This window comes from Hyphobacterium marinum (assembly GCF_036330325.1).
Taxonomy (GTDB): domain Bacteria; phylum Pseudomonadota; class Alphaproteobacteria; order Caulobacterales; family Maricaulaceae; genus Hyphobacterium; species Hyphobacterium marinum.
Window position 1 is genome coordinate 318,623 of record NZ_JAZDRO010000001.1, and the last position, 22,829, is coordinate 341,451.

At 64.8% G+C, this 22,829-nt stretch carries 26 protein-coding genes; 16 read left to right on the forward strand and 10 right to left on the reverse strand.

The window, feature by feature from the left end:
- The first annotated feature begins 46 nt into the window (after positions 1 to 46).
- The 5 genes from V0U35_RS01505 to V0U35_RS01525 all read left to right on the forward strand — a co-directional run bounded on the left by V0U35_RS01505 (position 47) and on the right by V0U35_RS01525 (position 2,808).
- A complete protein-coding gene (locus tag V0U35_RS01505) occupies positions 47 to 556 on the forward strand; it encodes a prolyl-tRNA synthetase associated domain-containing protein (RefSeq protein WP_330194877.1) in 510 nt (169 codons plus the stop codon).
- Between the two features lie 68 nt (positions 557 to 624).
- Positions 625 to 1,545, forward strand: a complete 921-nt coding sequence (gene trxA, locus V0U35_RS01510; protein ID WP_330194878.1) for a thioredoxin — start codon at positions 625 to 627, stop codon at positions 1,543 to 1,545.
- A gap of 46 nt (positions 1,546 to 1,591) precedes the next feature.
- Complete coding sequence (locus tag V0U35_RS01515; protein WP_330194879.1) at positions 1,592 to 2,224, forward strand: LON peptidase substrate-binding domain-containing protein; 633 nt, start codon at positions 1,592 to 1,594, stop codon at positions 2,222 to 2,224.
- A gap of 81 nt (positions 2,225 to 2,305) precedes the next feature.
- Positions 2,306 to 2,506: a Trm112 family protein gene (locus tag V0U35_RS01520; protein WP_373696357.1), complete on the forward strand. Its 201-nt coding sequence runs from the start codon at positions 2,306 to 2,308 to the stop codon at positions 2,504 to 2,506.
- Positions 2,497 to 2,808 carry a gamma-butyrobetaine hydroxylase family protein gene (locus tag V0U35_RS01525; RefSeq protein WP_330194880.1) on the forward strand — a complete coding sequence of 104 codons (312 nt, stop codon included), beginning with the start codon at positions 2,497 to 2,499 and terminating at the stop codon, positions 2,806 to 2,808. Before V0U35_RS01520 ends, V0U35_RS01525 begins: the two co-directional genes overlap by 10 nt.
- On the opposite strand, the gene V0U35_RS01530 is transcribed toward V0U35_RS01525, so the two are convergent.
- The gene (locus tag V0U35_RS01530; RefSeq protein WP_330194881.1) at positions 2,805 to 4,079 is read right to left on the reverse strand and encodes a UbiH/UbiF/VisC/COQ6 family ubiquinone biosynthesis hydroxylase; all 1,275 of its coding nucleotides are present in this window, start codon (positions 4,077 to 4,079) and stop codon (positions 2,805 to 2,807) included. The genes V0U35_RS01525 and V0U35_RS01530 overlap by 4 nt on opposite strands.
- Before the next feature lie 67 nt (positions 4,080 to 4,146).
- A complete protein-coding gene (locus V0U35_RS01535; protein ID WP_330194882.1) occupies positions 4,147 to 4,479 on the reverse strand; it encodes a hypothetical protein in 333 nt (110 codons plus the stop codon).
- Between the two features lie 95 nt (positions 4,480 to 4,574).
- Here V0U35_RS01535 and V0U35_RS01540 point away from each other — a divergent pair, with 95 nt between their 5' ends.
- From V0U35_RS01540 to V0U35_RS01560, 5 genes are all read left to right on the forward strand, one after another.
- Entirely contained in the window at positions 4,575 to 6,950 is a 2,376-nt protein-coding gene (locus V0U35_RS01540; protein WP_330194883.1) for an FtsK/SpoIIIE family DNA translocase, read from the forward strand.
- A gap of 79 nt (positions 6,951 to 7,029) precedes the next feature.
- A complete protein-coding gene (locus V0U35_RS01545; protein WP_330194884.1) occupies positions 7,030 to 7,887 on the forward strand; it encodes an SMP-30/gluconolactonase/LRE family protein in 858 nt (285 codons plus the stop codon).
- Positions 7,888 to 7,941: 54 nt separating this feature from the next.
- Positions 7,942 to 8,601, forward strand: a complete 660-nt coding sequence (locus V0U35_RS01550; protein WP_330194885.1) for a LolA family protein — start codon at positions 7,942 to 7,944, stop codon at positions 8,599 to 8,601.
- A 315-nt stretch (positions 8,602 to 8,916) separates the two neighbouring features.
- Positions 8,917 to 9,507: a hypothetical protein gene (locus tag V0U35_RS01555; protein WP_330194886.1), complete on the forward strand. Its 591-nt coding sequence runs from the start codon at positions 8,917 to 8,919 to the stop codon at positions 9,505 to 9,507.
- A 26-nt stretch (positions 9,508 to 9,533) separates the two neighbouring features.
- Complete coding sequence (locus V0U35_RS01560; protein WP_330194887.1) at positions 9,534 to 10,349, forward strand: exodeoxyribonuclease III; 816 nt, start codon at positions 9,534 to 9,536, stop codon at positions 10,347 to 10,349.
- Here V0U35_RS01560 and V0U35_RS01565 read toward each other — a convergent pair.
- Positions 10,346 to 10,972 carry a DUF922 domain-containing protein gene (locus V0U35_RS01565; protein ID WP_330194888.1) on the reverse strand — a complete coding sequence of 209 codons (627 nt, stop codon included), beginning with the start codon at positions 10,970 to 10,972 and terminating at the stop codon, positions 10,346 to 10,348. The two genes, V0U35_RS01560 and V0U35_RS01565, sit on opposite strands and share 4 nt — an antisense overlap.
- Positions 10,973 to 10,995: 23 nt before the next feature.
- Entirely contained in the window at positions 10,996 to 11,682 is a 687-nt protein-coding gene (locus V0U35_RS01570; protein ID WP_330194889.1) for a response regulator transcription factor, read from the reverse strand.
- 297 nt (positions 11,683 to 11,979) lie between these two features.
- Here V0U35_RS01570 and V0U35_RS01575 point away from each other — a divergent pair, with 297 nt between their 5' ends.
- Positions 11,980 to 12,483 (forward strand): L,D-transpeptidase family protein, encoded by a 504-nt coding sequence (locus tag V0U35_RS01575; RefSeq protein ID WP_330194890.1) that lies wholly within the window; start codon positions 11,980 to 11,982, stop codon positions 12,481 to 12,483.
- Here V0U35_RS01575 and V0U35_RS01580 read toward each other — a convergent pair.
- Positions 12,480 to 13,160, reverse strand: coding sequence for a YggS family pyridoxal phosphate-dependent enzyme (locus V0U35_RS01580; RefSeq protein ID WP_330194891.1), 681 nt, complete (start codon positions 13,158 to 13,160; stop codon positions 12,480 to 12,482). The genes V0U35_RS01575 and V0U35_RS01580 overlap by 4 nt on opposite strands.
- Between V0U35_RS01580 and V0U35_RS01585 the strand changes: the two genes are divergently transcribed.
- Positions 13,159 to 13,752 (forward strand): thiamine phosphate synthase, encoded by a 594-nt coding sequence (locus tag V0U35_RS01585; protein ID WP_330194892.1) that lies wholly within the window; start codon positions 13,159 to 13,161, stop codon positions 13,750 to 13,752. The genes V0U35_RS01580 and V0U35_RS01585 overlap by 2 nt on opposite strands.
- Here the strand turns inward: V0U35_RS01585 and V0U35_RS01590 are convergent.
- Entirely contained in the window at positions 13,749 to 14,171 is a 423-nt protein-coding gene (locus V0U35_RS01590; protein WP_330194893.1) for an NtrZ family periplasmic regulatory protein, read from the reverse strand. The two genes, V0U35_RS01585 and V0U35_RS01590, sit on opposite strands and share 4 nt — an antisense overlap.
- An 89-nt stretch (positions 14,172 to 14,260) precedes the next feature.
- Entirely contained in the window at positions 14,261 to 15,523 is a 1,263-nt protein-coding gene (locus V0U35_RS01595; RefSeq protein WP_330194894.1) for a porin, read from the reverse strand.
- A 271-nt stretch (positions 15,524 to 15,794) separates the two neighbouring features.
- On the opposite strand from V0U35_RS01595, the gene V0U35_RS01600 reads away from it, so the two are divergent.
- From V0U35_RS01600 to holA, 4 genes are read left to right on the forward strand one after another with little or no spacing between them, the layout of a single operon-like run.
- Positions 15,795 to 16,295, forward strand: coding sequence for a DUF3576 domain-containing protein (locus V0U35_RS01600; RefSeq protein WP_330194895.1), 501 nt, complete (start codon positions 15,795 to 15,797; stop codon positions 16,293 to 16,295).
- 50 nt (positions 16,296 to 16,345) lie between these two features.
- Positions 16,346 to 18,949 (forward strand): leucine--tRNA ligase, encoded by a 2,604-nt coding sequence (gene leuS / locus V0U35_RS01605; RefSeq protein WP_330194896.1) that lies wholly within the window; start codon positions 16,346 to 16,348, stop codon positions 18,947 to 18,949.
- Positions 18,946 to 19,449, forward strand: coding sequence for an LPS assembly lipoprotein LptE (gene lptE, locus V0U35_RS01610; protein WP_330194897.1), 504 nt, complete (start codon positions 18,946 to 18,948; stop codon positions 19,447 to 19,449). Before leuS ends, lptE begins: the two co-directional genes overlap by 4 nt.
- Positions 19,446 to 20,492, forward strand: a complete 1,047-nt coding sequence (gene holA, locus V0U35_RS01615; protein ID WP_330194898.1) for a DNA polymerase III subunit delta — start codon at positions 19,446 to 19,448, stop codon at positions 20,490 to 20,492. The genes lptE and holA overlap by 4 nt, the downstream gene beginning before the upstream one ends.
- Here holA and V0U35_RS01620 read toward each other — a convergent pair.
- From V0U35_RS01620 to rsmG, 3 genes are read right to left on the reverse strand one after another with little or no spacing between them, the layout of a single operon-like run.
- On the reverse strand, positions 20,481 to 21,380 hold the full coding sequence (locus V0U35_RS01620; RefSeq protein ID WP_330194899.1) for a ParB/RepB/Spo0J family partition protein: 900 nt from the start codon (positions 21,378 to 21,380) through the stop codon (positions 20,481 to 20,483). The two genes, holA and V0U35_RS01620, sit on opposite strands and share 12 nt — an antisense overlap.
- Complete coding sequence (locus tag V0U35_RS01625; protein ID WP_330194900.1) at positions 21,377 to 22,213, reverse strand: ParA family protein; 837 nt, start codon at positions 22,211 to 22,213, stop codon at positions 21,377 to 21,379. Before V0U35_RS01625 ends, V0U35_RS01620 begins: the two co-directional genes overlap by 4 nt.
- A complete protein-coding gene (rsmG, locus tag V0U35_RS01630; RefSeq protein ID WP_330194901.1) occupies positions 22,206 to 22,829 on the reverse strand; it encodes a 16S rRNA (guanine(527)-N(7))-methyltransferase RsmG in 624 nt (207 codons plus the stop codon). Before rsmG ends, V0U35_RS01625 begins: the two co-directional genes overlap by 8 nt.

Consider the following 22,829-nt stretch of genomic DNA (forward strand, 5'->3'; position numbering starts at 1 on the left):
GAAAGAAGCGCTTGATCGGGCCCGCGCGGCGGGTTTCAACACCACCATGACCGCCACCCGTTCCGATCTCTTCGCCCGTCTCGACAGTCTCGGGATTTCCCATTCCACGGTCGAGCACGACGCCGTTTTCACCGTCGAGGAAGGTCAGGCCATCAAGGCGCAATTGCCCGGCGGCCATACCAAGAATTTGTTCCTGAAGGACAAGAAAGGCACGCTGGTCCTGGTGTCGGCGCTCGGCGACACGGCGGTTCCGGTCAATCGCCTGCACAAGCGGCTGGGCTGTGCCCGGTTCTCCTTTGCGCGCGAGGACGTGCTGTTCGAGGCGCTGGGCGTACGGCCCGGTTCGGTCACCGCCTTCGCGCTGATCAACGATACCGAGGGCGCGGTGCGTTTTGTTGTCGACAAGGCGCTCCTCGCGACCGACCCGGTCAATTTCCACCCGCTGGAAAACACCGCCACCACCGCCGTTTCCGCAGAAGACCTCCTCGCCTTCGCCCGCGATACCGGCCACGAGCCGGTGATTATCGACTTCGCCGAACTGGCCGAAGACGCCTGACCGGCTTGCACGAATGGTCGCGGCGCGCCAAGTAGGGGGCCGATACCCGCTGGCCCGAGAGTTCCGCCATGACTGACTTCACCTTCACCGCCGGTTCCCAACCCCAACCGCAATCCGACGCGGATGTGCTAGTGCGTGACGGGACCGACCAGAGCTTCATGGACGACGTGATCGAGCCGTCAAAAGAGGTCCCGGTTCTCGTTGATTTCTGGGCCCCGTGGTGTGGTCCCTGCCGCCAGCTCGGCCCGGCCATCGAGAACGCCGTGCGCAAGGCCGGCGGCAAGATCCGGCTGGTGAAGATCAATATCGACGAGCACAACCAGATTGCCGGGCGGCTGCAGGTCAAATCGATCCCGGCCGTCTATGCTTTCCGCAACGGCCAGCCGGTCGATGGTTTCATGGGTGCGCTGCCTGAAAGCCAGATCAAGGATTTCATCGCCCGCCTGACTGGCGATGGGCCGGATGCCGAAGCGATCGAGGCGCTGCTCAAGCGGGCACAGGAATGCCTGGATGCCGGCGATATCGGCGGCGCGGCGCAGGATTTTGCCACGGCGGCCCAGACCGACCCGGAGAACCCGGCCGCGATTGCCGGTCTCGCCCGTTGCTACATGGCCGGCGGCGAACTGGAACAGGCGCGCGCCGCGTTGGCCCATGTGCCCGAAGACAAGCGGTCGGACGCGGCAGTCCAGGGCGTGGAAACCGCGCTGGCGCTGGCCGAGGAAACCGCTGATGCGGGCGATCCTGATGATCTCGAAGACTCCACCCGAACCGACGACCCGGACGCCTGCCTGCGACTCGCACGAGCCTATATCTCGCGCGGCGCGCTGGATGCGGCGAGCGAGGTGTTGCTCGGCATGATCGCGCGGGACCGCGAGTGGAAAAACGGGGCGGCCAAGGCGCTGCTGCTGCGTGTCTTCGACGCGGCCGGGGCGGCGTCACAGACCGCGAAGACCGGGCGGCGGAAGCTGTCCTCCATCCTGTTTTCCTGAAGCACAGGCCTTGGCGGGCCGCGGGCTAGGCCCTATTTTTCAAGGCATGACACAGGTTTTGCCCCGTGAAATCCCGCTGTTTCCGCTTGGCGGAACGATCCTCCTGCCTGGCGAGGTCCTGCCGCTCAACGTGTTCGAACCGCGTTATCTCAACATGGTCGATGATGCGCTCAAATCCGACCGGATGATCGGCATCGTGCAGACACGCCCCGGCGGCACACTGGATCGTCCCGACCTGGAATCCATCGGCGGGGCCGGGCGTATCGGCGAACATTCTGAGACGCCGGACGGGCGCTATCTGATCACACTGGAAGGCCTGTCGCGTTTCCGGCTTACCGGCGAAGCGGACCGGCCCGCCCCCTACCGAACCGGCGTGGCCGATTATGCCGGTTTCGCCGCCGATCTCGACGTCCCGGAAACCCTGCTGGATACTGATCGGCAGCGACTGGAGTCACTGTTGCGCCTCTGGTTTGCCAATGAACATGTCGAGACCGACTGGGACAGCGTCGCGGCTGCGCCGCTGGCGCGGGTCGTCGACCGCATGGCCATGGTCGCCCCCTTTACCGCGGCCGAACGCCAGCGCCTCCTGGAGGCGCGCCATGTCCGCCGCCGCCTTGACGTGATGTCGGACATACTTGAACACCGTATCGCCGAGGGCGCGAACGGGTCGGCCAACTGACCCGGACCGCTCGGACCGGCTGACAGGAGCTTCGCCATGAGTGACACACCCCAGACAGACGCCGGCCGGACAGACGCCGGAATGACCGGGGGCGACAGCGCGGTGGATCCGCGGCTTCTGGAAATCCTGGTCTGCCCGGTCACGCGCGGGCCTTTGACCTATGACCGCAAGGCCGGAGAACTGGTTTCCAAGCAGGCAAGGCTCGCCTATCCGATCCGCGACGGTGTGCCGATCATGCTGGCTGACGAAGCCCGCGAACTGAGTGACGCGGAATGCCGGTAGAGACGCGCCCCTGGCCAGAATTGCTGCGGTTTTCGCGTCAAAACCGGGCCCTCGACATCAACTTTGACGACGGCAAGCGATTCTCCATTCCCTTCGAGACGCTGCGCACCGAATCGCCCAGCGCCGAAGTGCAGGGTCATGGCCCCGGCGAGAAGAAGACCGTGACGGGCAAGGAACACGTTCAGGTCACAGCGGCCGATCCGGTTGGTCGCTACGCCGTCCGCCTGACTTTCGACGACGGCCATGACAGCGGCATCTTCACCTGGGACTATCTCTATGCGCTCGGGGAGTCGCGACCCTAAGCGGCGTCGAGGCGTTCACCCTTGAGGAGTCGTGGCAGGTCGCCGGTCTCTCCGCCCGCCTGGCGCATGAAGAATTTCCGCGCCGCCGGTATCCTGTCAACTACTGACATACCGACGCCCCGCGCCAGCCGAAGCGGTGTAATGTCATTGGAAAACAGACGGTTGAAAAGGTCAGTCCCGGCCGCAAGCGACAGGGAATCGAATTTCCGCCAGGATTCATAGCGCCGTAGCGTGACCCGCGATCCGAGGTCGAGTCCCAGGCGTTTGGCTTCAGCGAGCGTCTCGGCCAGCGCGGCGGCATCGCGGATCCCGAGATTGAAGCCCTGCCCGGCCAGCGGATGAATGCCGCGCGCCGCGTCACCGCAATAGGCGATCCCGTCGGAACAGAATTGCTCGGCGATGGTCAGGCCCAGCGGATAGGCCCAGCGCGGCCCGGTCTCTTTCACGGATCCCAGGAAATCGCCGAAACGGGCATCAAGCTCGCGCTGGAATCCGCTCACGTCCAGTTTCACGATTGCATCGGCGGTGCCGGATTTCTCGGTCCAGACCAGAGAGGCCCGGTTTCCGGGAAGTGGCAGGATCGCAAACGGACCGCCGGGCAGAAAATATTCATAAGCGACCCCGTTGTGGGGCTGCTCATGCTCGACTGTGGCGACAATGCCCTTCTGGCCATAGCTCCAACCCGCAGACCGGATTCCGTCCTGCCGGCGGCTGCGCGAGAACCGGCCGTCGCAGGCGGCCAGAACCGAGGATTTCAAAACCCGTCCATCGGCAAGGTGGAGATGCATACCGCCCGGGACCCGCTCCCAGCGGTCGGCGCGCGCCGGAGCGAAAAGATTTATGCCGGGCCGGTCCTGAAGCGTCAGCGACAGGGCCTGGCGGATATGCCGGTTCTCGGCCATCCAGCCGAGCGGTTCGCCGTCGGCATCGGGGTGAATTTCGCGCCGGTCGAAATGCAGGGTGAAGGGGCCGGGTCCGCCGGGCCGAGATCCGCCATGTGCCCGGCCATCAGCAACGAGAATATCCTCGATCCGCTGGGTATGGGGCCGCAGCGCCGTACCGGCCCCCAGCGCATCGAGCATACGGAAACTGGTATAGGCGAGCGCCGAGGCGCGGCCATCGAATTCGGGCTCGAGCTGGGTTTCGAACGGCAGGACGTCGACAAGTGCAACCGAGAGCCCGGCCTGATCCAGCGCGAGCGCCAGCGTCTGGCCAGCGAGGCCGCCGCCCAGAACCGTCACATCTCCATCGAAGGCATAAGATTGCGTCATGGCACGCGAGTTTAGGCGTGCGGGCGCAGAAGGAAAGCGGGCGCGCTGCCGCAGGTGCGGCCCGAGCCTACAACCAGCGGTTTAGCTTGCGCTTCAGGCAGCGCAGGGTCGAGGCGGTATAGACCGGCGAGGGCGCCTTTCCGGCGCTACGCTTCGGGCAATCGAGGTCGATGCGGTCGGGGTCTTCATCGGCCTCAACAAGGATGATCCGGATATCGCCCTTTTCGCTGGCGAGCGCGATCTCCCGGTCGCCGAGCGTAAAGCGCGTCGCATCGGCATGGTCGTTGTAGACCGGGCGTTTCTTGTGACCGGGAGTCTGGCGCGGCGCCTCGACAAAACCGGCGCGTTCGATCATCGGGCGCAGCGCGCCGACCGTGTCGTGGAAATTGAAATTCTTCATGGCGGGCGCGACCTCCGGCTACCGGCGAATCCGGCTGTGATGACGTTAACGCGTGTTTACCTCTGACTCACGCTTTGCCCGCTAGATTTGCTGTCATGAAAGCCGGTGACGCCGCCCCGCAAGATGATCTGACCTCCCGTGTCCGCGCCAGCGGAGACCGCGGGCTGGGCGCGCGGCTGCGTACCGGCTTTTTCGGACTTGTCATGATTGCCGCCGGGGCCGGCCTGGGGGCCGCCATCTTCGGGCACAACCCGCTCGACCCCAGCTGGAATGTCGCGACATCGGCCAGCCCGCTCAATCCGCTGGGCCTGCCCGGCGCCATCGGGGCCGATTTGCTGTTGCAGACGCTGGGCTGGGCCGCTGGCGGTCCGGTCCTGGCGCTCATCGTCTGGGGCGGAATCCTGCTGGTCCGGGGCCCGCGCAAACGCTCCGGGTCGATGATGACGCTGCGCTTCATCTCCGGCTGCCTGGGCGTGACCGGATTTGCCGCCGCGCTCTCGGCCCTGCCCATTCCGGACGCTTGGCCCTTCGCCGCCGGCCTGGGCGGTGCGTTTGGCGATCTGATGCTCTTTTCCATTGCCGAACCGCTGGCCGGTCTCGGATTGCCCGCGGCGACCGGTGTGACGGTGACCCTAGGCCTCATGCTTGCGGTCGCCGGCGTCTTCTTCACCTTCGGCCTGCGGACCAGTGATCTGGTTGCCGCTGGTGATGCCGCGGCCCTGGCCTGGGCCACGCTTCGGGTCTGGTGGGACAGTGCGCTCGGCCGCATTCCCTGGCGGAGCGGCGAGGAAGAGACGATGTCCGAGGACGTGGTGACGGCTCCGGCCCGGCGGCCCAGCCCATCGCGGACACCCAGGCCGCGGCGCGTGGCCGACACCCCCGCGGTCAAGGTCGCGCCCCAGCGCAAGCCGGCCGAATCGAGCCGCGAAGCCCGCGAGGCGCAAGGCGCGCTGCCCTTCGTCAAATCCGATGCGTTCAAGATGCCGCGGCTCGATCTGCTGGCCCGGCCGAAGGCGCGCGCCGAGACCATCGATGAAGCCGCGCTGCAACAAAACGCCGAACTGCTGCAAGGCGTGCTCGGCGATTTCGGCGTCAAGGGTGATATCGTGAAAGTCCGCCCCGGACCGGTGGTGACGCTCTACGAGTTCGAACCGGCCCCGGGTGTGAAATCCTCCCGCGTCATCAATCTGGCCGACGACATCGCCCGCTCGATGAGCGCGACGGCGGCGCGCGTGGCCGTCGTTCCAGGCCGAAATGCAATCGGTATCGAATTGCCCAATCCGCGCCGCGAGACGGTTTTCCTGCGCGCACTTCTGAATTCGAAGGCGTTCGAGGACGCCAAGGCCGAGCTGCCCATGGCGCTCGGTGAAACGATTGGCGGGGAGCCCTTCGTGGCCGATCTCGCGCGCATGCCGCACCTGCTGATCGCCGGGACGACCGGGTCGGGCAAGTCGGTGGGGATCAATGCGATGATCCTGTCGCTGCTCTACAGGCTGCCGCCCGAAGAGTGCCGGCTGATCATGATCGACCCGAAAATGCTGGAATTGTCCGTCTATGACGGAATTCCGCACCTGCTCTCGCCGGTCGTCACCGATCCGAAGAAGGCCGTCGCCGCCCTGAAATGGACGGTGCGCGAGATGGAGAGCCGCTATCTGCGCATGTCCAAGATCGGCGTGCGTAATGTGGCCGGCTTCAACGAGAAGGTCGCCGAGGCGCTGGAGACGGGTGAGCCGCTCGAGCGCACCGTGCAGACCGGATACGACCGGGAAACCGGTGAACCGGTCTACGAGACCGAATCCATCGAAGCGGTGAAAATGCCCTTCATCGTCGTCGTGATCGACGAGATGGCCGATCTGATGATGGTTGCGGGCAAGGAAATCGAGGGCGCGGTCCAGCGCCTCGCCCAGATGGCGCGCGCGGCGGGTATCCATGTCGTCATGGCGACCCAGCGCCCCTCGGTCGACGTTATTACCGGCACGATCAAGGCCAATTTCCCGACCCGGATTTCCTACCAGGTCACCTCCAAGATCGATTCACGCACCATTCTGGGCGACCAGGGGGCCGAACAGCTGCTGGGGATGGGTGACCTCCTCTACATGGCCGGCGGTGGCCGTATAAGGCGCCTGCACGGCCCGTTCGTCTCGGACCGGGAAGTTGAGGACGTCGCCGCCTACCTGCGCAAACAGGGCGCGCCGGACTATCTCGACGCGATTACAGAAGATGATGGCGAGGGCGGCGAGGGCAGTCTCTTCGGCGACGATGAAGGCACGGGCGACGCGCTCTTTGACCAGGCCGTCGCCGTCGTCGCGCGCGACCGCAAGGCCTCGACCAGCTATATCCAGCGCCGTCTGCAGATCGGCTATAACCGCGCCGCCACCCTCATCGAACAGATGGAAGAAGAAGGCATGATCGGGCCTGCCGACCACGCCGGACGCCGTGAAATCCTGCTACCTGAACGCGGTGCCGCCTGACGCCTTAATAGAATTTAAGATGGGACATGGGCGGGCCTGTGCCAGCTTTCCGCCAGATCATCTCGCGGAGGGCTTTTTCATGCGTTCACTCATTGCCGGAATTCTGCTGTACGGTACTGCCACGACACCGGTCTGGGCCCAGGACGCTGGTGCGCTGGCGGTCACATTGGAGCCGGTGTGGCGCACGGGCGGGTTCGAGAATCCCGAAAGTGCGCTATTCGTCTCCGAAACCGGTTTTCTCTACGTGTCGAACGTCGCAGGCGAAGGCGGCGATGTGGACGGGAACGGCTATATTTCCCGGATGACGCTCGATGGTGAGATCGAGACCTTGCGCTGGGCCGAAGAGGGGCTGAACGCGCCGAAAGGCCTCGCCCGTCATGGAGACCGGATCTATGTCACCGATATCACCGATATTGTGGAAATCGACCTGGCCACCGGCGCTGTGCTGAGCCGGCACCTGGCTGAGGGGTCGCGTTTCCTGAATGACGCCATCGCCGGGGCGGACGGCACGATCTATGTCTCGGATTCCGGAACGGCGCGCATCTACCAGCTTTCCGGCGGTATCGTCAGCGTCTGGGCCGAAGACCCGCTGATGGCCGCGGCCAATGGATTGTGGCTGGAAGAGGATCGCATGCTGCTGATCACGATGGCCGGCCGCCTGGTTGCCATAGACCGGGAGAGCCGGAACGTCACCGAGATCGCCACCGGCATTGGGGATGGGGACGGCATCGCGCCTCTGCCCGGTGGCGGTTATCTGGGGAATGAATGGCCGGGCCAGACCTATCATATCGCTGAGGATGGCACGGTGACGGTGCTGGAAGACGTCCGTGCGGACGAGACCTATACCAATGATTTCACCATCGTCGGAAACCGGGTCTATACGCCTCACTTCAATTCAGGCGAGGTTAGCGCCGCTGACATCGTCGTGAATGACTGAGTCCTGTACGGTTTCGCCATGACCGCGCCGCAATCGGCGCGTTAAAAGACCGCCATGACACACGCACTTCTTCTCGCCTTGACGCTTTTCGCCCAGGAGGCTGAACCGGCCAGTACCGCGTCTGCCGATGCGGCTGGGAGCGAGGCCGTTGTGACGTCGGACGCTTTCGACCCCGAGGCCGCGCTCGACCGGATCAATGCCGCGCTCAATGATGTTGAGACGCTGCGCGCGAACTTCACCCAGGTCTCGCCCGACGGGACGGCCGAGCATGGCGTACTGAGCCTGCGCCGCCCGGGCCGGCTGCGCTTCGAATATGCCGAACCGTCACCGCTGCTGGTCGTGGCGGGCGGCGGCACGGTCGCGATTCGTGACGCCGAGCTTGGCACGACAGATCGCGCGCCGTTGCGGTCCACGCCGCTCTGGTGGTTGCTGAAGGACGAGGTCGACCTGGCGGCCGACGCCGAGATTGTCAGTCTCTGGGAAGAGGACGGCTTTGTTTACGCGACCCTGGCCGACCCCGACGGCGAGATGGACGGCGAGGTGGTGTTCCTGTTCGACGCCGCCACCTACCAGCTGACGCAATGGTTTGCCGTGGATTCCCTGGGCCTGACTACACGGGTCATGCTCGAGGATATCGAGACCGGCATCGATCTCGATCCGCGGCTTTTTGTCCTTGAGGATGACACCGGGGATCGCCGCGACCGGCGTCGCTGAAACAGTTTGCAATGTTGCGTTATTGCAACGCGCAATAGCTGACGAATTTTTCATTTGAAAAAGTTTTCTGGCGTGTCTTTAATGTGACGGCTGGTTGGCCGTCACTGGATCGGCGTCGTCCCCCCGCTTGCGGATCTGGAGGATGGCTGGCCACGCTGGAGAGACTAACCCCTTCTGGCGTTTGCGCAGGCCTTGCGCAGAGCTCTGATTGACGCCCGGCCGCTCCCCCTCGCGGCCGGGCGTTTTTCATGGTGGCGGGCCGGGCGCAGGAAAGCTAGACAGGGCCCTCCCGAACCCATCCGGCCCGATTGTCCCATGTCCGATATCGACCTTCCGCGCCTGCTTGATGAAATCCCGCTGCTCTACAAGGCCCGGGCCTTTGCCGACGGATTTGCGACCCTGCCGCTGATGGCCCGGCTCGGTGAGCGGCTCGACGCCCGCGAAGCCGACCTCGCCCGCGCTTATCTCGACGGGCTGGGCTTTCCCCATGCCGAGGCCGCGCTGGTATCGGACTGGGACGAGGCGGCTGATGCGGCCGAAGCGCTGGACCGCGACCCAGAAGGCTGGGAGGCCGAGGAGATGTTGCGCGCCGGCCTTGTCGACCGGGCAGCCGAACGGCTGGACGAAGAAGCGATCCAGGCCCTGCTGGCCTATGTCTCCATGCAGGCCGGAGAAGCCGCGCAATATGCGACCGGGGAAGGCTCGCTGTTCGAGGATGTCGAGGACGAGGCGCTGCGCAATGCCGCGGCCGGCATGATCGTGCGCGCTGCGGACGGAGCCGCGCTGGTCATCCTGGCTGAGGCCGAAGACGACGATCCGGCCCATCCTTTCCTTGCCCGCTGGCGGCTCTTTGCCCGCGGACGCTGGCCGATCGGGCTGGCCGGCACGACGCTGAACATTCTGTAGGACCGAGAAACCCGAGGAATTTGCCCATGGCCGCGATCACTATCGCCACCTGGAATGTTAATTCGGTGCGCCTGAGGGCCGGGCCGCTGATCGCGCCCTATGTCGAGCGGGTGAAGCCCGACGTGCTCTGCCTGCAGGAAATCAAGTGCCGGACCGAGGAGTTTCCCGAGGCCGCCTTCCGCGAGATGGGGTATTCCCACTTCCATGTCCGCGGGCAGAAGGGGATGCATGGTGTGGCCATCGCCTCGCGCCTGCCGCTGGAAGACCTGCCGGACGAAGACATGTGCCTGCGCGGCGAAGCCCGCCATCAACGCGTCCGGGTCGCCGGTGTGGAATTGCATAATTTCTATGTACCGGCAGGTGGAGACGAACCCGATCCGGCCATCAATCCGCGCTTTGAACACAAGCTCGATTTCATCGCGCGCATGGCGGACTGTTTCGCGGCCCGCAAGGCCGAGAACGCGCCGATGGTGCTGGTCGGGGATTTCAATATTGCGCCGTATGAGCACGATGTCTGGTCACATAAGCAGTTGCTGAAAGTGGTGTCCCACACGCCGGTCGAAACCGAAGGCCTGGACCGGGTCCGCAAATCCGCTGATTTCCTCGACGTCGCGCGCGAACTCATTCCCGAGCCAGAAAAACTCTACACGTGGTGGAGTTACCGCAGCCGGGATTACCGCGCCTCGAACCGGGGCCGCCGGCTCGACCATATCTGGGTCTCGCCGGCCCTGCGTGATGCGGCCCTGTCTGCCGGACGGGACGCCTTCACCATCTGGGAAGCCGAACGCGGCCGGGAGAAGCCCTCCGACCACGTCCCGGTCACCTTGCGGCTGTCGCTCTAGTCAGCGCTGCCCATCTCGCGGAATCGCAGCCGGGCACCCTGGCTGGCGCCATTGCGGGTCCGGATCTCATAGGCCGCCTGCGCCGCATTGATATCGCGGTCAAAGCGCTCACGCTCGGCTGCGATGGACTGGTGCAACCCGTCGCAGCTGGGGGATGGCGGCAGGTTTTCGAGCCGGCCCGCCAGCCGGTGCGCCTCGTCGCGGAACAGGTCGCCATGGATGGTCTCGTGTTCACGCAAGGCGGCCATGAAGCGATCCCACTCCTCGCGCATGACTTGCGGACCCCGATCCCGTTCGCGCCAGCGCGGATAGGTGGTGTGGATGGTAATGGCGATGTCACCGCCGGTGAGGCGGCAGCCCTCACCGCCATAGGCAAAATCAAAGGCCAGCGACAGGCCGCCATCGGTGCGGGCCATTTCCCCGCGCCGGGGCTGGTTGCGGAAGGAGTTGGCCAGGTGGCGCGGCGTCAGGCCGGTGACCTCGTAATGGCTTTCGCTTTCGGATTCGGAGATCGTCACGCGTCCATCCTGACTGGCACTGGCACCCGACACGAAAATGAACACCGCCAGTGCCCCGGCCAGGACGGTCAACCGGTCGGTCGTCGGGATGGCTGCAAGTGACAAAATCCCGCCCCCCGGCATCGGCTCTACCCCTGCAGGCGGTAGCCGCCGCTCTCGGTAATCAGGATGCGGGCATGGGCCGGATCCGGTTCGATCTTCTGGCGCAGCCGGTAGACATGGGTTTCGAGCGTGTGGGTCGTCACCGCCGGATTATAGCCCCAGACTTCGTGCAGCAACTCATCACGCGGGACCGGTTTGCCGCCCGCGCGATAGAGGTATTTGAGGATATTGGCCTCCTTCTCGGTCAGACGGATTTTCTTCTCGTCCGCCGTCAGGAGCAATTTCATCGAGGGCCGGAATTCATACGGGCCAATCTGGAAAACGGCGTCCTCGCTTTGCTCATGGCTGCGAAGGTGTGCGCGCACCCGGGCCAGAAGAACCGAGAATTTGAACGGCTTGGTGACATAGTCATTGGCACCGGAATCGAGACCAAGGATCTGGTCGGCATCGGTGTTCTGTCCCGTCAGCATGCAGATCGGTGCCGTGACGCCATTCTTGCGCATCATGCGGCAGGCTTCGCGGCCATCCATGTCGGGCAGGTCCACGTCGAGCAGGATCACGTCGATGCGTTCGTCACGGGCCGCCTGCATGCCGCCGCCGGCCGTGGCCGCATCGCGGACATTGAATTCCTGGTGAAGCGCGAATTGCTCGCCGAGCGTTTCGCGCAGATCGTCATCATCATCGATGATGAGAATGGTCTTCTGTACGGTCATCGCGCCTGATCATGCCGGTTTTTCTGACTTAGGCAATTCCTGCCGACCGGACGCGCTTGCCCGGCACATTCTGCCGGTTCTTACTGCCCGGACATGGTGCAGAAGGCCAATCACAGCCTGGTGAAACGGCAAGGAAATTGCAGGGTTAACGCTCAACGCGCGGCGGAGTTCCCACCGTGCGGAACCTCCGTGGTGGGGGAGGCGCATCGGGACGCCGGTCTGGACCGTTCGGGCCGGAAGCGGCGTCCCGCGCCGACCACCGCTCCGCTGTCCGCCATTCCCGGCAGGGATTCCGTCATGACCGACTGGACTGTCACCGCGAAAGGCCTGTTCGATCCTGACGGGCTGGGTGTCCGCGCCGCATTGGGCAAGGGGGGCATCAAACCCGAAACCGACAAGGCCGAGGGCGATGGCGCGACCCCGCTGGGGCGGTACGCGATCCGCCGGGTTCTCTATCGCGCGGACCGGGGTGACCGGCCCGCAACCGCGTTGCCGGTTCGCGCCATTCAGGCTGACGATGGCTGGTGCGATGCGCCCGGCGACCCGGGCTATAACCGACCGGTCCGACTGCCCTATCCGGCGTCCTGCGAGCGCATGATCCGGGAGGACGGGCTTTACGACATCGTCGTTGTCCTGGGGCATAATGACGACCCGCCGGTGCCGGGAATGGGCTCCGCAATCTTTCTGCATTGCGCGCGGGAAGATTACGCGCCGACCGAAGGCTGCATCGCGCTGCAGAAATCCGATCTTGAAGCCTTTCTCGCCAGGGCACAGCCCGGCGATCATCTCGTGATCGCTTAGGCCTCGCGCGCCCCGAAGAGTGCCGAGCCGACGCGGATCGAGGTCGCACCAAAGCGGATCGCGGTCTCGAAGTCCGCGCTCATCCCCATGGAGAGTTTCTCGACACCGGCGGCCTGTGCGAGACCGGCCAGCAGGGCGAAGTGCGGCCCGGCGGGTTCCCCGACCGGCGGAATGCACATCAGACCCTCGATCTCAAACCCGAACTCGTGCCGCATCCGGTCAACAAAAGCCTGTGTCTCAGCCACGGCGACGCCCGATTTCTGGTCTTCCGCGCCGGTATTGACCTGCACATAGAGGCGCGGCACCGGTGAACCGGCATCAAACGCCTTGCGCAGGGCCTTGGCGAGCGAGTCCCGGTCCAGCGTCTCGATGACATCAAAGAGTTCGGCTGCATCGGCGGCCTTGTTGCTCTGCAAAGATCCGATCAGGCGTAATTCGAGATCCGGATAATCGGCACGCCGCACGGCCCAGTGGGCTTGTGCTTCCTGGACGCGGTTTTCCCCGAAGACGCGCTGCCCGGCCTTCAGGGCGGCATCGATCCGGGCGTCGGGCTGGCGCTTGGAGACCGCGACCAGTGTCACGTCATCGGCTTTGCGCCCGGCCTCTTGTGCCGCGCGGGCGGCTTGCGACAGGATTGCGGCGCGGCGGGACGCGATATCGGAGGCGGAATCGGACATGACGAGGCGGTGTTATGGCAGAGGCGGGCGCGCGGCAAGCGCTCGTGAATTGCCGTCCGCCTTTGCCTTCAGCGATCCGCGCCGTTTCCCTGACCTCACGGCCTGGGCGCGGCGCGTACCGGAGGACTGGGGGCTCGTTTATCGCCATTTTGGCAATTCGCAGCGCTTCAACGAGGCGGGCTGGCTGTCCCGACAGGCTGTTCGCCGGGGCTGGACACTGTTGATCGCCGCCGATGCTGACCTTGCCCTTGAGTGCGGTGCGGCGGGTGTGCACTGGCCGGAAGCGCGCCTGACCCATGCCGCCGCGTGGCAGCGCCGCTGTCCAGGATTTGTCATGACTGCATCGGCGCATTCGGCCTCCGCCCTGCGCCGTGCCGGTCAGGCCGGTATGGACGCGGCCTTTCTGTCACCCGTTCGTCCCACGCTCAGCCCGGGCGCCGGTTCGCCATTGGGCCTGCATCGGGCAGGCCTGATGGCCCGGCGTGCGGGCCTTCCGGTTTATGCGCTGGGCGGGATGCGCGCGCGGGATATCGCGCATGCCAATCGGCTCGGCCTGGCCGGCATTGCCACGGTGTCAGGTGTGAAAGACTAGAAGCGGAGCGCGGATTCGAACTTCACTTCCGGGGCGCGTTCGTCGTCATGGGTGCCGACATAGAGCGCATCGGGAGCAGTCAGGCGGACCGCACCGCGAAAGCGGAAACGGCTGCCGACGTCAAAATAGACGCCCGTCTCGATCGTATCGAGATTGAGCTGGGAATCCGGATCGCTATCGATGCCGAGGGTGAAGCCCCAGCGCTCACCGGCATTCCAGTCGATCTGGGTCTCGGTGTCGTTGAGAGTCACACCCGGCGCGATGGTCGCATCGGTCGAGAAGGTGAAGGCCTCATACCAGGGCTGGGCGTCATCACCGGCTGTCAAGTCGGGGTCCGCAAAGGCGCACGGGGCCGCAGCCAGCAAAGCCGCAGCCGACAAAACAGTCGCTAACCCTTTGAATTTCGTGATCTTGTCCACGAAACTGCTCCCTCAACGGACTCCAATATACGATAATGACTCGCGCCTGCGAAGGTCCTCGTTGTGATTTTTCCCCCAGGTGAGGATTCTCAGTAACGGACTCCCAGCTCTACGAAAAAACTGGTTGCCGACCGGCGCACCTGTACGCGCCCGCCCGCCGTACTCAACGCGCCATCGGTGTCGATGGTTCGAACCCCTGCTCCAATCAGCGCATGATCGCCGACCAGGCGCGACGCACCAATCTGCACCAGCCGGGACTCCTCATGCAGGAAATCGTCGCTGGACAGCGCGCCCTCGGCGGCAAACCGCCAGTCGCCCCGGTCGAGGCTGATCGCGGCGGCCGTCGCCTGATAGGCCTGACCGGCGGTCTGGCGCACGTCGAGATGGGAGAAACCGGCTGACCAGTCTTCGAACGTCCAGCGCCCGGAGACCGACCAGGACCGAACATCATCGGAACCCGGCGCGGCGCGGTCCGGTTCGGCCAGCAGAAGGCCGGCGCCCAGTTCGACCCGGCCCGCATCACGGAAGGTGTGGTCGAAACTCACGCCCGCCTCGATCACGGAGTTGAGCGTATTGCCCTGCAGCCGGACCGGCACCGGGGCACCCACCGGCGGTGTGACGGTCCCGTCTGTGGTCTCGTGAACGCAATAATCGACCCCGCAGCCTTCGCTTTGACCGGTATAGGAAAGCGCCGCGCGCAGGCCCAGAACGCGCTCGCTGCGCACCAGGACCCGCGTGCTAAACCCCGAAAGCGAGTTGCGCGCTAGGCCGGCTTCCAGGCCCGTCGGGTCGATCGGTCCGCCACCGGCGTTGACCAGGCGGAAGGCCGACGGCGGCAGGGGCTGGTCGAGCGCGGCCGCGCCCTGCGTCCGCCCGGCGCGGATCTCGCCCCAGCCGAAGCGGACATAGCCATAGGCCGCTTCGGCAGCGGCCTGGATCCGGTCCGGCGAACCGGTCTCGACGGAATTGTAGCGGCCCGTGGCGAGGCTGCGCGCCCCAAATCCGTGACAATCCGAACCCGGCCCGGTGGCAAGACAGCTTCCGGCCTGGCCGTCAAACCCGTTACGGCCATGATCCGCCTGCGCGCGCAGGCGCACGACGGCACCCCAGCGTACGCCGGCATCGGTGATCGCCTCGGCCTGTATGCGGGCATCAAGATCGGCAAACAGGCCTGAGAACCGGCCGAAGGAATCCCCCGCAGCAGCGACCAGTCCGGCGTCGAAATCGGACTCGAGCTCGAACGCTCCCAAACGGGCACTATTCGTAGTGGAATTGTCTGACTGAGAGTGCGCCGGCGTGGCCGCGAGCATGGCGATCACGGCGCCGGAATATATTGCGCCTGCGTTCGGCATGTGATGCTCGCGGCCTCACCGATCGGCCCCGTCCCCCCGGACGTTCGAGCGCTAAGGGAGGCGAGCCCGCGCTTGCCGTCAAGGCTGGCTGACGACAATTGCGGCGAAACGGTGGCGGGCTGTTGCTGGGCCGCAACAGACGGCGGTGGTGGGGGCGAGTGCCCTTTGGCGCTGGCGCCGCGCGCGCTGCGTGTTATAGAGCGGGCTTGCGCATTTGATCCGAACGCGTGGAAAAGAGATTTTTACCCGACCTTCTAGGGAGTTCCGCCTGATGACCGCTCACCGTATCATATCCTGGGCGCTGCTGGGCGCGGCGCTGGCCCTGACGCCGGCCTGCTCGACCTTTGGCGGCGGCGATGACGCCGAAACCGAAGCCCGGTCCGGAAGCGGTCTGCGGCTTCCCAGCGTTCCGGGCTTTGGCGGTTCGCAGAATGAGGAAGTGGCCGGGATCGGCGTGAACAGCTTCCTGTGGCGCGCCAGTCTCGACACGATCAGCTTCATGCCGCTGCAGGAAGTCGATCCGTTCGGCGGTGTCATCATCACTGACTGGTATGCCAATCCCCAGCTTCCCAGCGAACGGTTCAAGGCGACGGTCTATATCCTGGATACACGACTACGCGCCGATGCGCTGGCCGTGCGCGTGTTCCGCCAGGAACAGGGCGCGGACGGTCAATGGGTCGACGCCAACGTCAACCCGGAAACCGCCATCGAGATCGAGAACGCCATCCTCACGCGCGCGCGCCAGCTGCGTATCGCGACACTTGAGGGCTAGGGAGCCGGTCGCGCCGTTTCGAGTCTGAAGAGTCGGCGCACCCGAAAGTCATGACCCGATACAATCCGCGCGAATCCGAGCCGAAATGGCGGGCCCGCTGGGCTGAGTCCGGTGTGGACACAGCCGGTCCGGCCACCGGCGGCGATCGCGAGAATTACTATGTGCTGGAGATGTTCCCCTATCCGTCGGGGCGCATCCATGTCGGCCATTCCCGCAATTACGCCATGGGCGACGTCATTGCCCGCTACAAGCGGTCCAAGGGGTTTAACGTCCTGCATCCGATGGGGTGGGATGCGTTCGGCCTTCCGGCTGAGAATGCGGCGCGCGACCGGGGCGTACATCCCGGTGCCTGGACCCATGAGAATATCCGGGTCATGCGCGACCAGCTCAAGCGGCTGGGCCTGGCCATCGACTGGTCCCGTGAAGTCGCCACCTGCGACCCGGATTATTACAAGCACCAGCAAGCGATTTTCGTGAAGCTGTTCAAGGCCGGACTGGTTCACCGCAAGAAGGCGAGTGTGAACTGGGACCCGGTCGACCAGACCGTGTTGGCCAATGAGCAGGTCGTCGACGGCCGCGGCTGGCGCTCCGGGGCCATAGTGGTGACCCGTGAACTCGACCAGTGGTTCTTCAAGATTACCGACTATGCCGACGCGCTTCTGGACGGGCTCGACACGCTCGAGCGCTGGCCGGACAAGGTCCGGGTCATGCAGCGCAACTGGATCGGACGGTCGCGCGGCGCGAAAGTCCTTTTCCCCTTCGTGGAAAAGGACGACGAGAAACGTTTCGGCGCACCGGGGATCGAGGTGTTCACGACCCGGCCCGATACGCTGTTCGGGGCCAGCTTCCTGGCACTTGCACCCGACCATGCCATCGTCAAGGCGCTTGCCGAAGACGATCCGTCGATCGAGGCCTTTGCCGACTACTGCCAGCGCACCGGCGTCTCGCAGGAAGAGATCGAGAAGGCGCCCAAGCGCGGGTTCGATTTGTCGGTCAAGGTACGCCACCCCTTTGATCCGAAATGGGAAATCCCCGTCTGGTCAGCCAATTTCGTGCTGTCCTCCTATGGAACCGGAGCCATTTTCGGCTCGCCAGCCGGCGATCAGCGCGATCTCGACTTCGCGCGTAAATATGATCTTCCGGTGACGCCGGTTGTGCTGCCACCGGGTGCGGATGCCGACAGTCACGCGATCGACGACACCGCCTATACCGGTGACGGTACGATCTATAATTCGAAATTCCTCAACGGGCTGACGTCCGCCGAGGCGATTGAGGCCGCGATTGCCAGGCTGGAATCGCTGAAGCTGGGCGAGGGCGCGACCACGTACCGGCTGCGCGACTGGCTGGTCTCCCGCCAGCGCTATTGGGGTTGCCCGATCCCGATCATCCACTGCGACAGCTGCGGTGTGGTTCCGGTGCCCGAGGACCAGCTTCCGGTGACCCTTCCTGAAGACGTCACGTTCGACAAGCCAGGCAATCCGCTTACCCGGCACGAGAGCTGGAAAGCGGTGGACTGTCCGGAGTGCGGCCAGCCGGCGCGGCGCGAGACCGATACGCTGGACACCTTCGTGTGTTCGTCCTGGTATTTCCTGCGCTTTACCTCGCCGTGGACGACGGACACACCGTTCGATCCGGCCGAGGCGGCCGCCTGGATGCCGGTCGACCAGTATGTCGGCGGTGTCGAACACGCCATTCTCCACCTGCTTTATGCGCGCTTCTTTACGCGGGCCCTGCATGATTGCGGTCTGATCGACATGCCCGGCGGTGAGCCGTTTGCCGGCCTCTTCACGCAAGGCATGGTGACCCACGAGACCTATCGGGCCGCAGATGGCCGCTGGCTACTACCGGAAGAGGTGGAGAGCCGGTCAGGCAAGATCGTCGAAATTGCGACCGGCAAACCGGTCACGGTCGGCGCGGTCGAAAAGATGTCGAAATCGAAGAAGAATGTCGTCGATCTGGACGCTTTCATCGAGGATTTCGGAGCCGATGCCGCACGCTGGTTCGTTCTGTCGGACTCTCCGCCCGAACGTGATGTCGAGTACACTGATGAAGGCGTAGAAGGCGTATGGCGTTTTATCCAGCGGATCTGGTCGCTGGTCGACGCGCACCCCGGGGGCGCACCCGGGCCTGATTCGGTTGCAACAGATGCCGAGGGTGACGCGCTGGAACTGCGCCGGGCCGCCCACAAGGCGCTTCACGATGTTTCGGCGGCCATCGAGGGCTTCCGGTTCAACAATGCCGTTGCCCGCGTTCACGACCTGGTCAATGCGCTGCGCCGTTTGAACACCGAACCGGTTGACGGACCGGCTCTGGCGGCACGCAGCGAAGCGCTCGGCCTGCTGGCGCGCATGATTTCGCCCTTCATGCCGCACCTCGCCGAGGAATGCTGGAGCCGCCTGGGTGGCTCGCGCCTTCTGGTCGAAACACCCTGGCCGGACGCCGATCCGGCCCTGTTGCAGGACGATACCGTCACCATTGCCGTACAGGTCAATGGCAAGCGGCGCGACGAGATCGTGCTTGCCAAAGACGCCGGAAAAGACGCCGCGGAGGCCGCCGCACTGGCGACCCAAGGGGTTGTTCGGGCGCTTGAAGGGCTGACGGTCAGAAAAGTGATCGTGGTTCCCGGGCGGATCGTGAATATAGTGGCGACATGACCCTGATCCGATTCCTCCCGTTCGCCGCCCTTCTGGCTTTCACCGCACTTCTGGCGGGATGCGGTTTCCAGCCCATGTATGCGACAGGCAGCGATGTTGCGGCGATCCGCAGCGTAGATGTCGACATTCCCGGACGCGACCGTCCCGCGCAATTGCTGGCCGAATCACTGCGCGACCGGTTCGGGGCACCTTCCGGAACCCAGCGTTACCGCCTCGTGGCCGAGCCGGATATCGCGGCAGCGGGCCTCGGTGTTGGCGCGGACGATATCGCGACGCGCTTTGCCCTGGTGATGACGGTGACGTTCACGCTGCAGGACCTCTCCACCGGCGAGATTGTCGTACAGGATTATGTGCGGTCCGAAGCGGCCTATGACGTGCCGACCCAGCCCTATGCCGCGGAAAGCGCCCGCCGGGACGCCGAAGAGCGTGCGGCGCGCGATGCGGCAGAGCGGATTTCGGCGCATGTCGCGCGCTATCTGCGGCGCGCCAACCCGTCGTGAAACTCTCTGCCGGCGAGGTCGGAACCGGCCTTCTCAAGGCACGGAATGTAACAGCATTCCTGATCTACGGTCCTGACCGCGGCCTGGTGCGGGAACGCGCCGACACGCTCGCCAAATCGATCATTCCCGATCTGGACGACCCGTTCGCGGTGACATCCCTCACCGAAGATGACTTGAAAGCCGATCCGGCCGCTCTGGCTGATGCGATGGCGGCGTTGTCGATGATCGGTGGCGCCCGTCTGGTCCGACTACGCGTCTCCACCGAATCGGCGGGCGCCCCGGCGGCGGCCTTCATTGCGGATTTCGATGCCGGTACGCTGACAGCGGAAGCCACGCTGATCGTCGAAGCCGGTGAATTGAAGCCGGCCGGAAAACTCCGCAAGACGTTTGAAGGGTCGAAGTCCGCACTGGCCGCGCCCTGCTATTCGGATTCGCCGGGCGATCTGGCTCACCTGATCGAGGAAAGCCTGGCGGCAGAAGGTCTGAAACTGACCCCGGAGGCGCGGACGCGCTTTATCCCGTCGCTGGAAGGGGACCGGTCGCTGGCCCGCTCCGAGATCGAAAAGCTTATACTTTACAAAGGGCTGAGAGGCCAACGCGCCGACGGTGATGATGAGATTGGTGAAGCCGACATCCTTGCCTGCAGCGTTGGCGGCGGTGATGCCGAGCTAAACGGGATCATCGATGCGGCCCTGGGCGGGCAGAGCGCACTTGCCGATGCCGCCTATCATCGCGCCCTTGATGCCGGCGTGAGCCCGGTGGGCGTATTGCGGGCGCTGCAGCGCCGTCTCGACCAGATCGGCGAGGTCCATTCCGGCGGCGGTGTTCAGGGCGCGCAACGTCTGGGTGCCCCGCGTTTTGGGCCTGCGGCGTCCGGATTTTCGCGGCAGTGCGGATTGTGGCGCGGGGCTGCCCTGGAAGCGGCGCGTGATGCCGCCTTTCAGGCCGAGCGGGCGATGAAGCACGGGCGCGCCCCGGTCGAGGCGCTGGGCGGGGACTTGCTGGCGAAGCTGGCCCTGAGAGCGGAACGCCTATCCGGCTGAGCCGGACAGCCGCCGGCAGAGATCGTCGAGTTGTTCCAACGTCGTGTACTGGACACGGATTTCACCGGCTTCCTTTTGCGAGCCCTTGCCGTGCCGGATATCGACCGCAAGGCCGAGACGATTGGCGAGATCAGCCTCCAGCGCGCGGGTATCGGTATCCTTGCTGCGTCCGGAACGAGATTTGGTTTCCGGCGCATTGCGACTGTCACCAGCCTTGACGAGGGCTTCGGCCTCTCGAACCGAAAGCCCCTTTGAAACAATAAGTTCGGCGAGTTTCTCAGCGTCAGGATTCTTGATGAGCGCACGCGCATGCCCGGCGCTCAACTCGCCGTTGGCAAGAAGAGTCAGGATGCTGTCCGGAAGGGTGAGGAGACGCATCGAATTGGCGACATGGCTTCGGCTTTTCGAAACGGCCCGGGCGATTTCGTCCTGGCTGTGCCCGAAGCGATCTACCAGCTGGCGATAGGCGCGGGCTTCCTCGACCGGATCCAGGTCGGCGCGCTGGACATTCTCGACGATGGCGATTTCAAGTGTTTCGCGATCGGTGAAATCGCGCACCAGCGCCGGGATCTCGTGCAGCCGGGCGCGCTGGGCTGCACGCCAGCGGCGTTCACCGGCGACGATCTGGTAGCCGTCGCCTTTCGGGGCCGGGCGCACCAGGATCGGCTGAAGCACACCTTTTTCGGCGATCGACTCGGCGAGTGCGGTCAGATCGGCCTCGCTGAACTGTCGGCGCGGCTGGTCGGGATTGGCGGATACCTGCTCGATCGGCAACGTACGGACACCGGCCAAACCACTGGATGTCTGGGTGTTTTCGTCGCTGCCCTCACTGTCACTTAAAAGGGCGGAGAGACCGCGGCCCAGGCCGCGTGTACGTTCGGCGCTCATGCCATTTCCCTGATATTTCCGGCGGCCTGGCCGCGCTCCTGCTGGACGAGCTCGCGCGCCAGACCGGCATAGGCCTGGCTGCCAGCGCACTGAAGATCATACAGCAGGACCGGCTTGCCAAAGGACGGGGCCTCGGACACCCGGACATTGCGGGGAATCACGGTCTTGTAGACCTTGTCGCCGAAATGGGCGCGGACATCGTCCTCGACCTGCCGCGAGAGATTGTTGCGGGTGTCGACCATGGTCAGGACCACGCCCTGGATGGCGAGACCGGTATTAAGGTTCGCCTTGACCAGATCCACGGTCCGCATCAGCTGGGACAGCCCTTCGAGCGCGAAGAATTCCGCCTGCAGCGGCACCAGGACTGAATCGGCGGCCGTCATGGCATTAACCGTCAGCAGGTTCAGCGAGGGTGGGCAATCAATCAGGACATAATCACAGCGCTCGCCCCGGTCGGCGAGGTCATCACGATAGCGCTCGATCGTCTTGCGCAGCCGGTAGGACCGACGCGGGGCCGAGGCCAGTTCGATCTCGGCTCCGGAAAGATCCGGGTCGGACGGGGCCAGGCGCAAGCCCGGCACCAGCGTATCGACCAGCGTCTCTTTCAGCGGGCGCTCGCCGACCAACACATCATAACTGGTTGAGCGGCGTTCCGACGGCGGTACGCCCAGCCCCGTCGAGGCATTGCCCTGCGGGTCGAGATCGAGCAGCACGACCGCCTTGCCGATGGCGGCGAGGGCGGTCCCCAGATTGATGGCCGTGGTGGTCTTGCCCACCCCGCCCTTCTGGTTGGCAACGGCAATGACTTTCGGCGCTCTTCTGGATTCAGACATGGGCAACATTCTTCAGCTTGAGGATGGCCCCGTCGCCGGTACGACTGGGTATGACCGTGGCGTCAAACGTCCAGTATTTGCGCGCTTCGGTCAATTCCTCGCCATGCCGCGCACCCTTCAAAAACAGCCCTGTTGCGTCGGTTTTCAACAGGGGATCGCACAGGGTGAGGAGTTTGGGCAGCGCAGCAACGGCCCGCGCGGTCACCACATCCACGGCCAGAGCGGGGTCGAGTGTCTCCGCGCGCTGACAGAGAATTGTCGCGGGCGCTCCCGTTTCTTTCACGACCTCGCGCAGGAAGGCGGCCTTTTTGCCGATCGACTCGACCAGGTAGACCTGAGCGTCCGCTACGCCGCGGTCGGCCAGCCCCAGCGCAATCGCAAGGCCGGGGAAACCCGCACCCGATCCGATATCGGCCCAGCGCGCCGCACCATCCGGCCCCGCCTCGAACACCTGCCAGGAATCGAGCGCATGCCGCTCCCAGAAATCGGGTAGCGTGCTGCGGGCGACGAGGTTGGTATGAGCGCTCCAGTCGTTCAGGAGCCGTTCCCAGATGACGAATTTCTGCAATGTTTCACGTGAAACATCAGTTGCGGCCTGGAACGCTGCCTGGCTCAT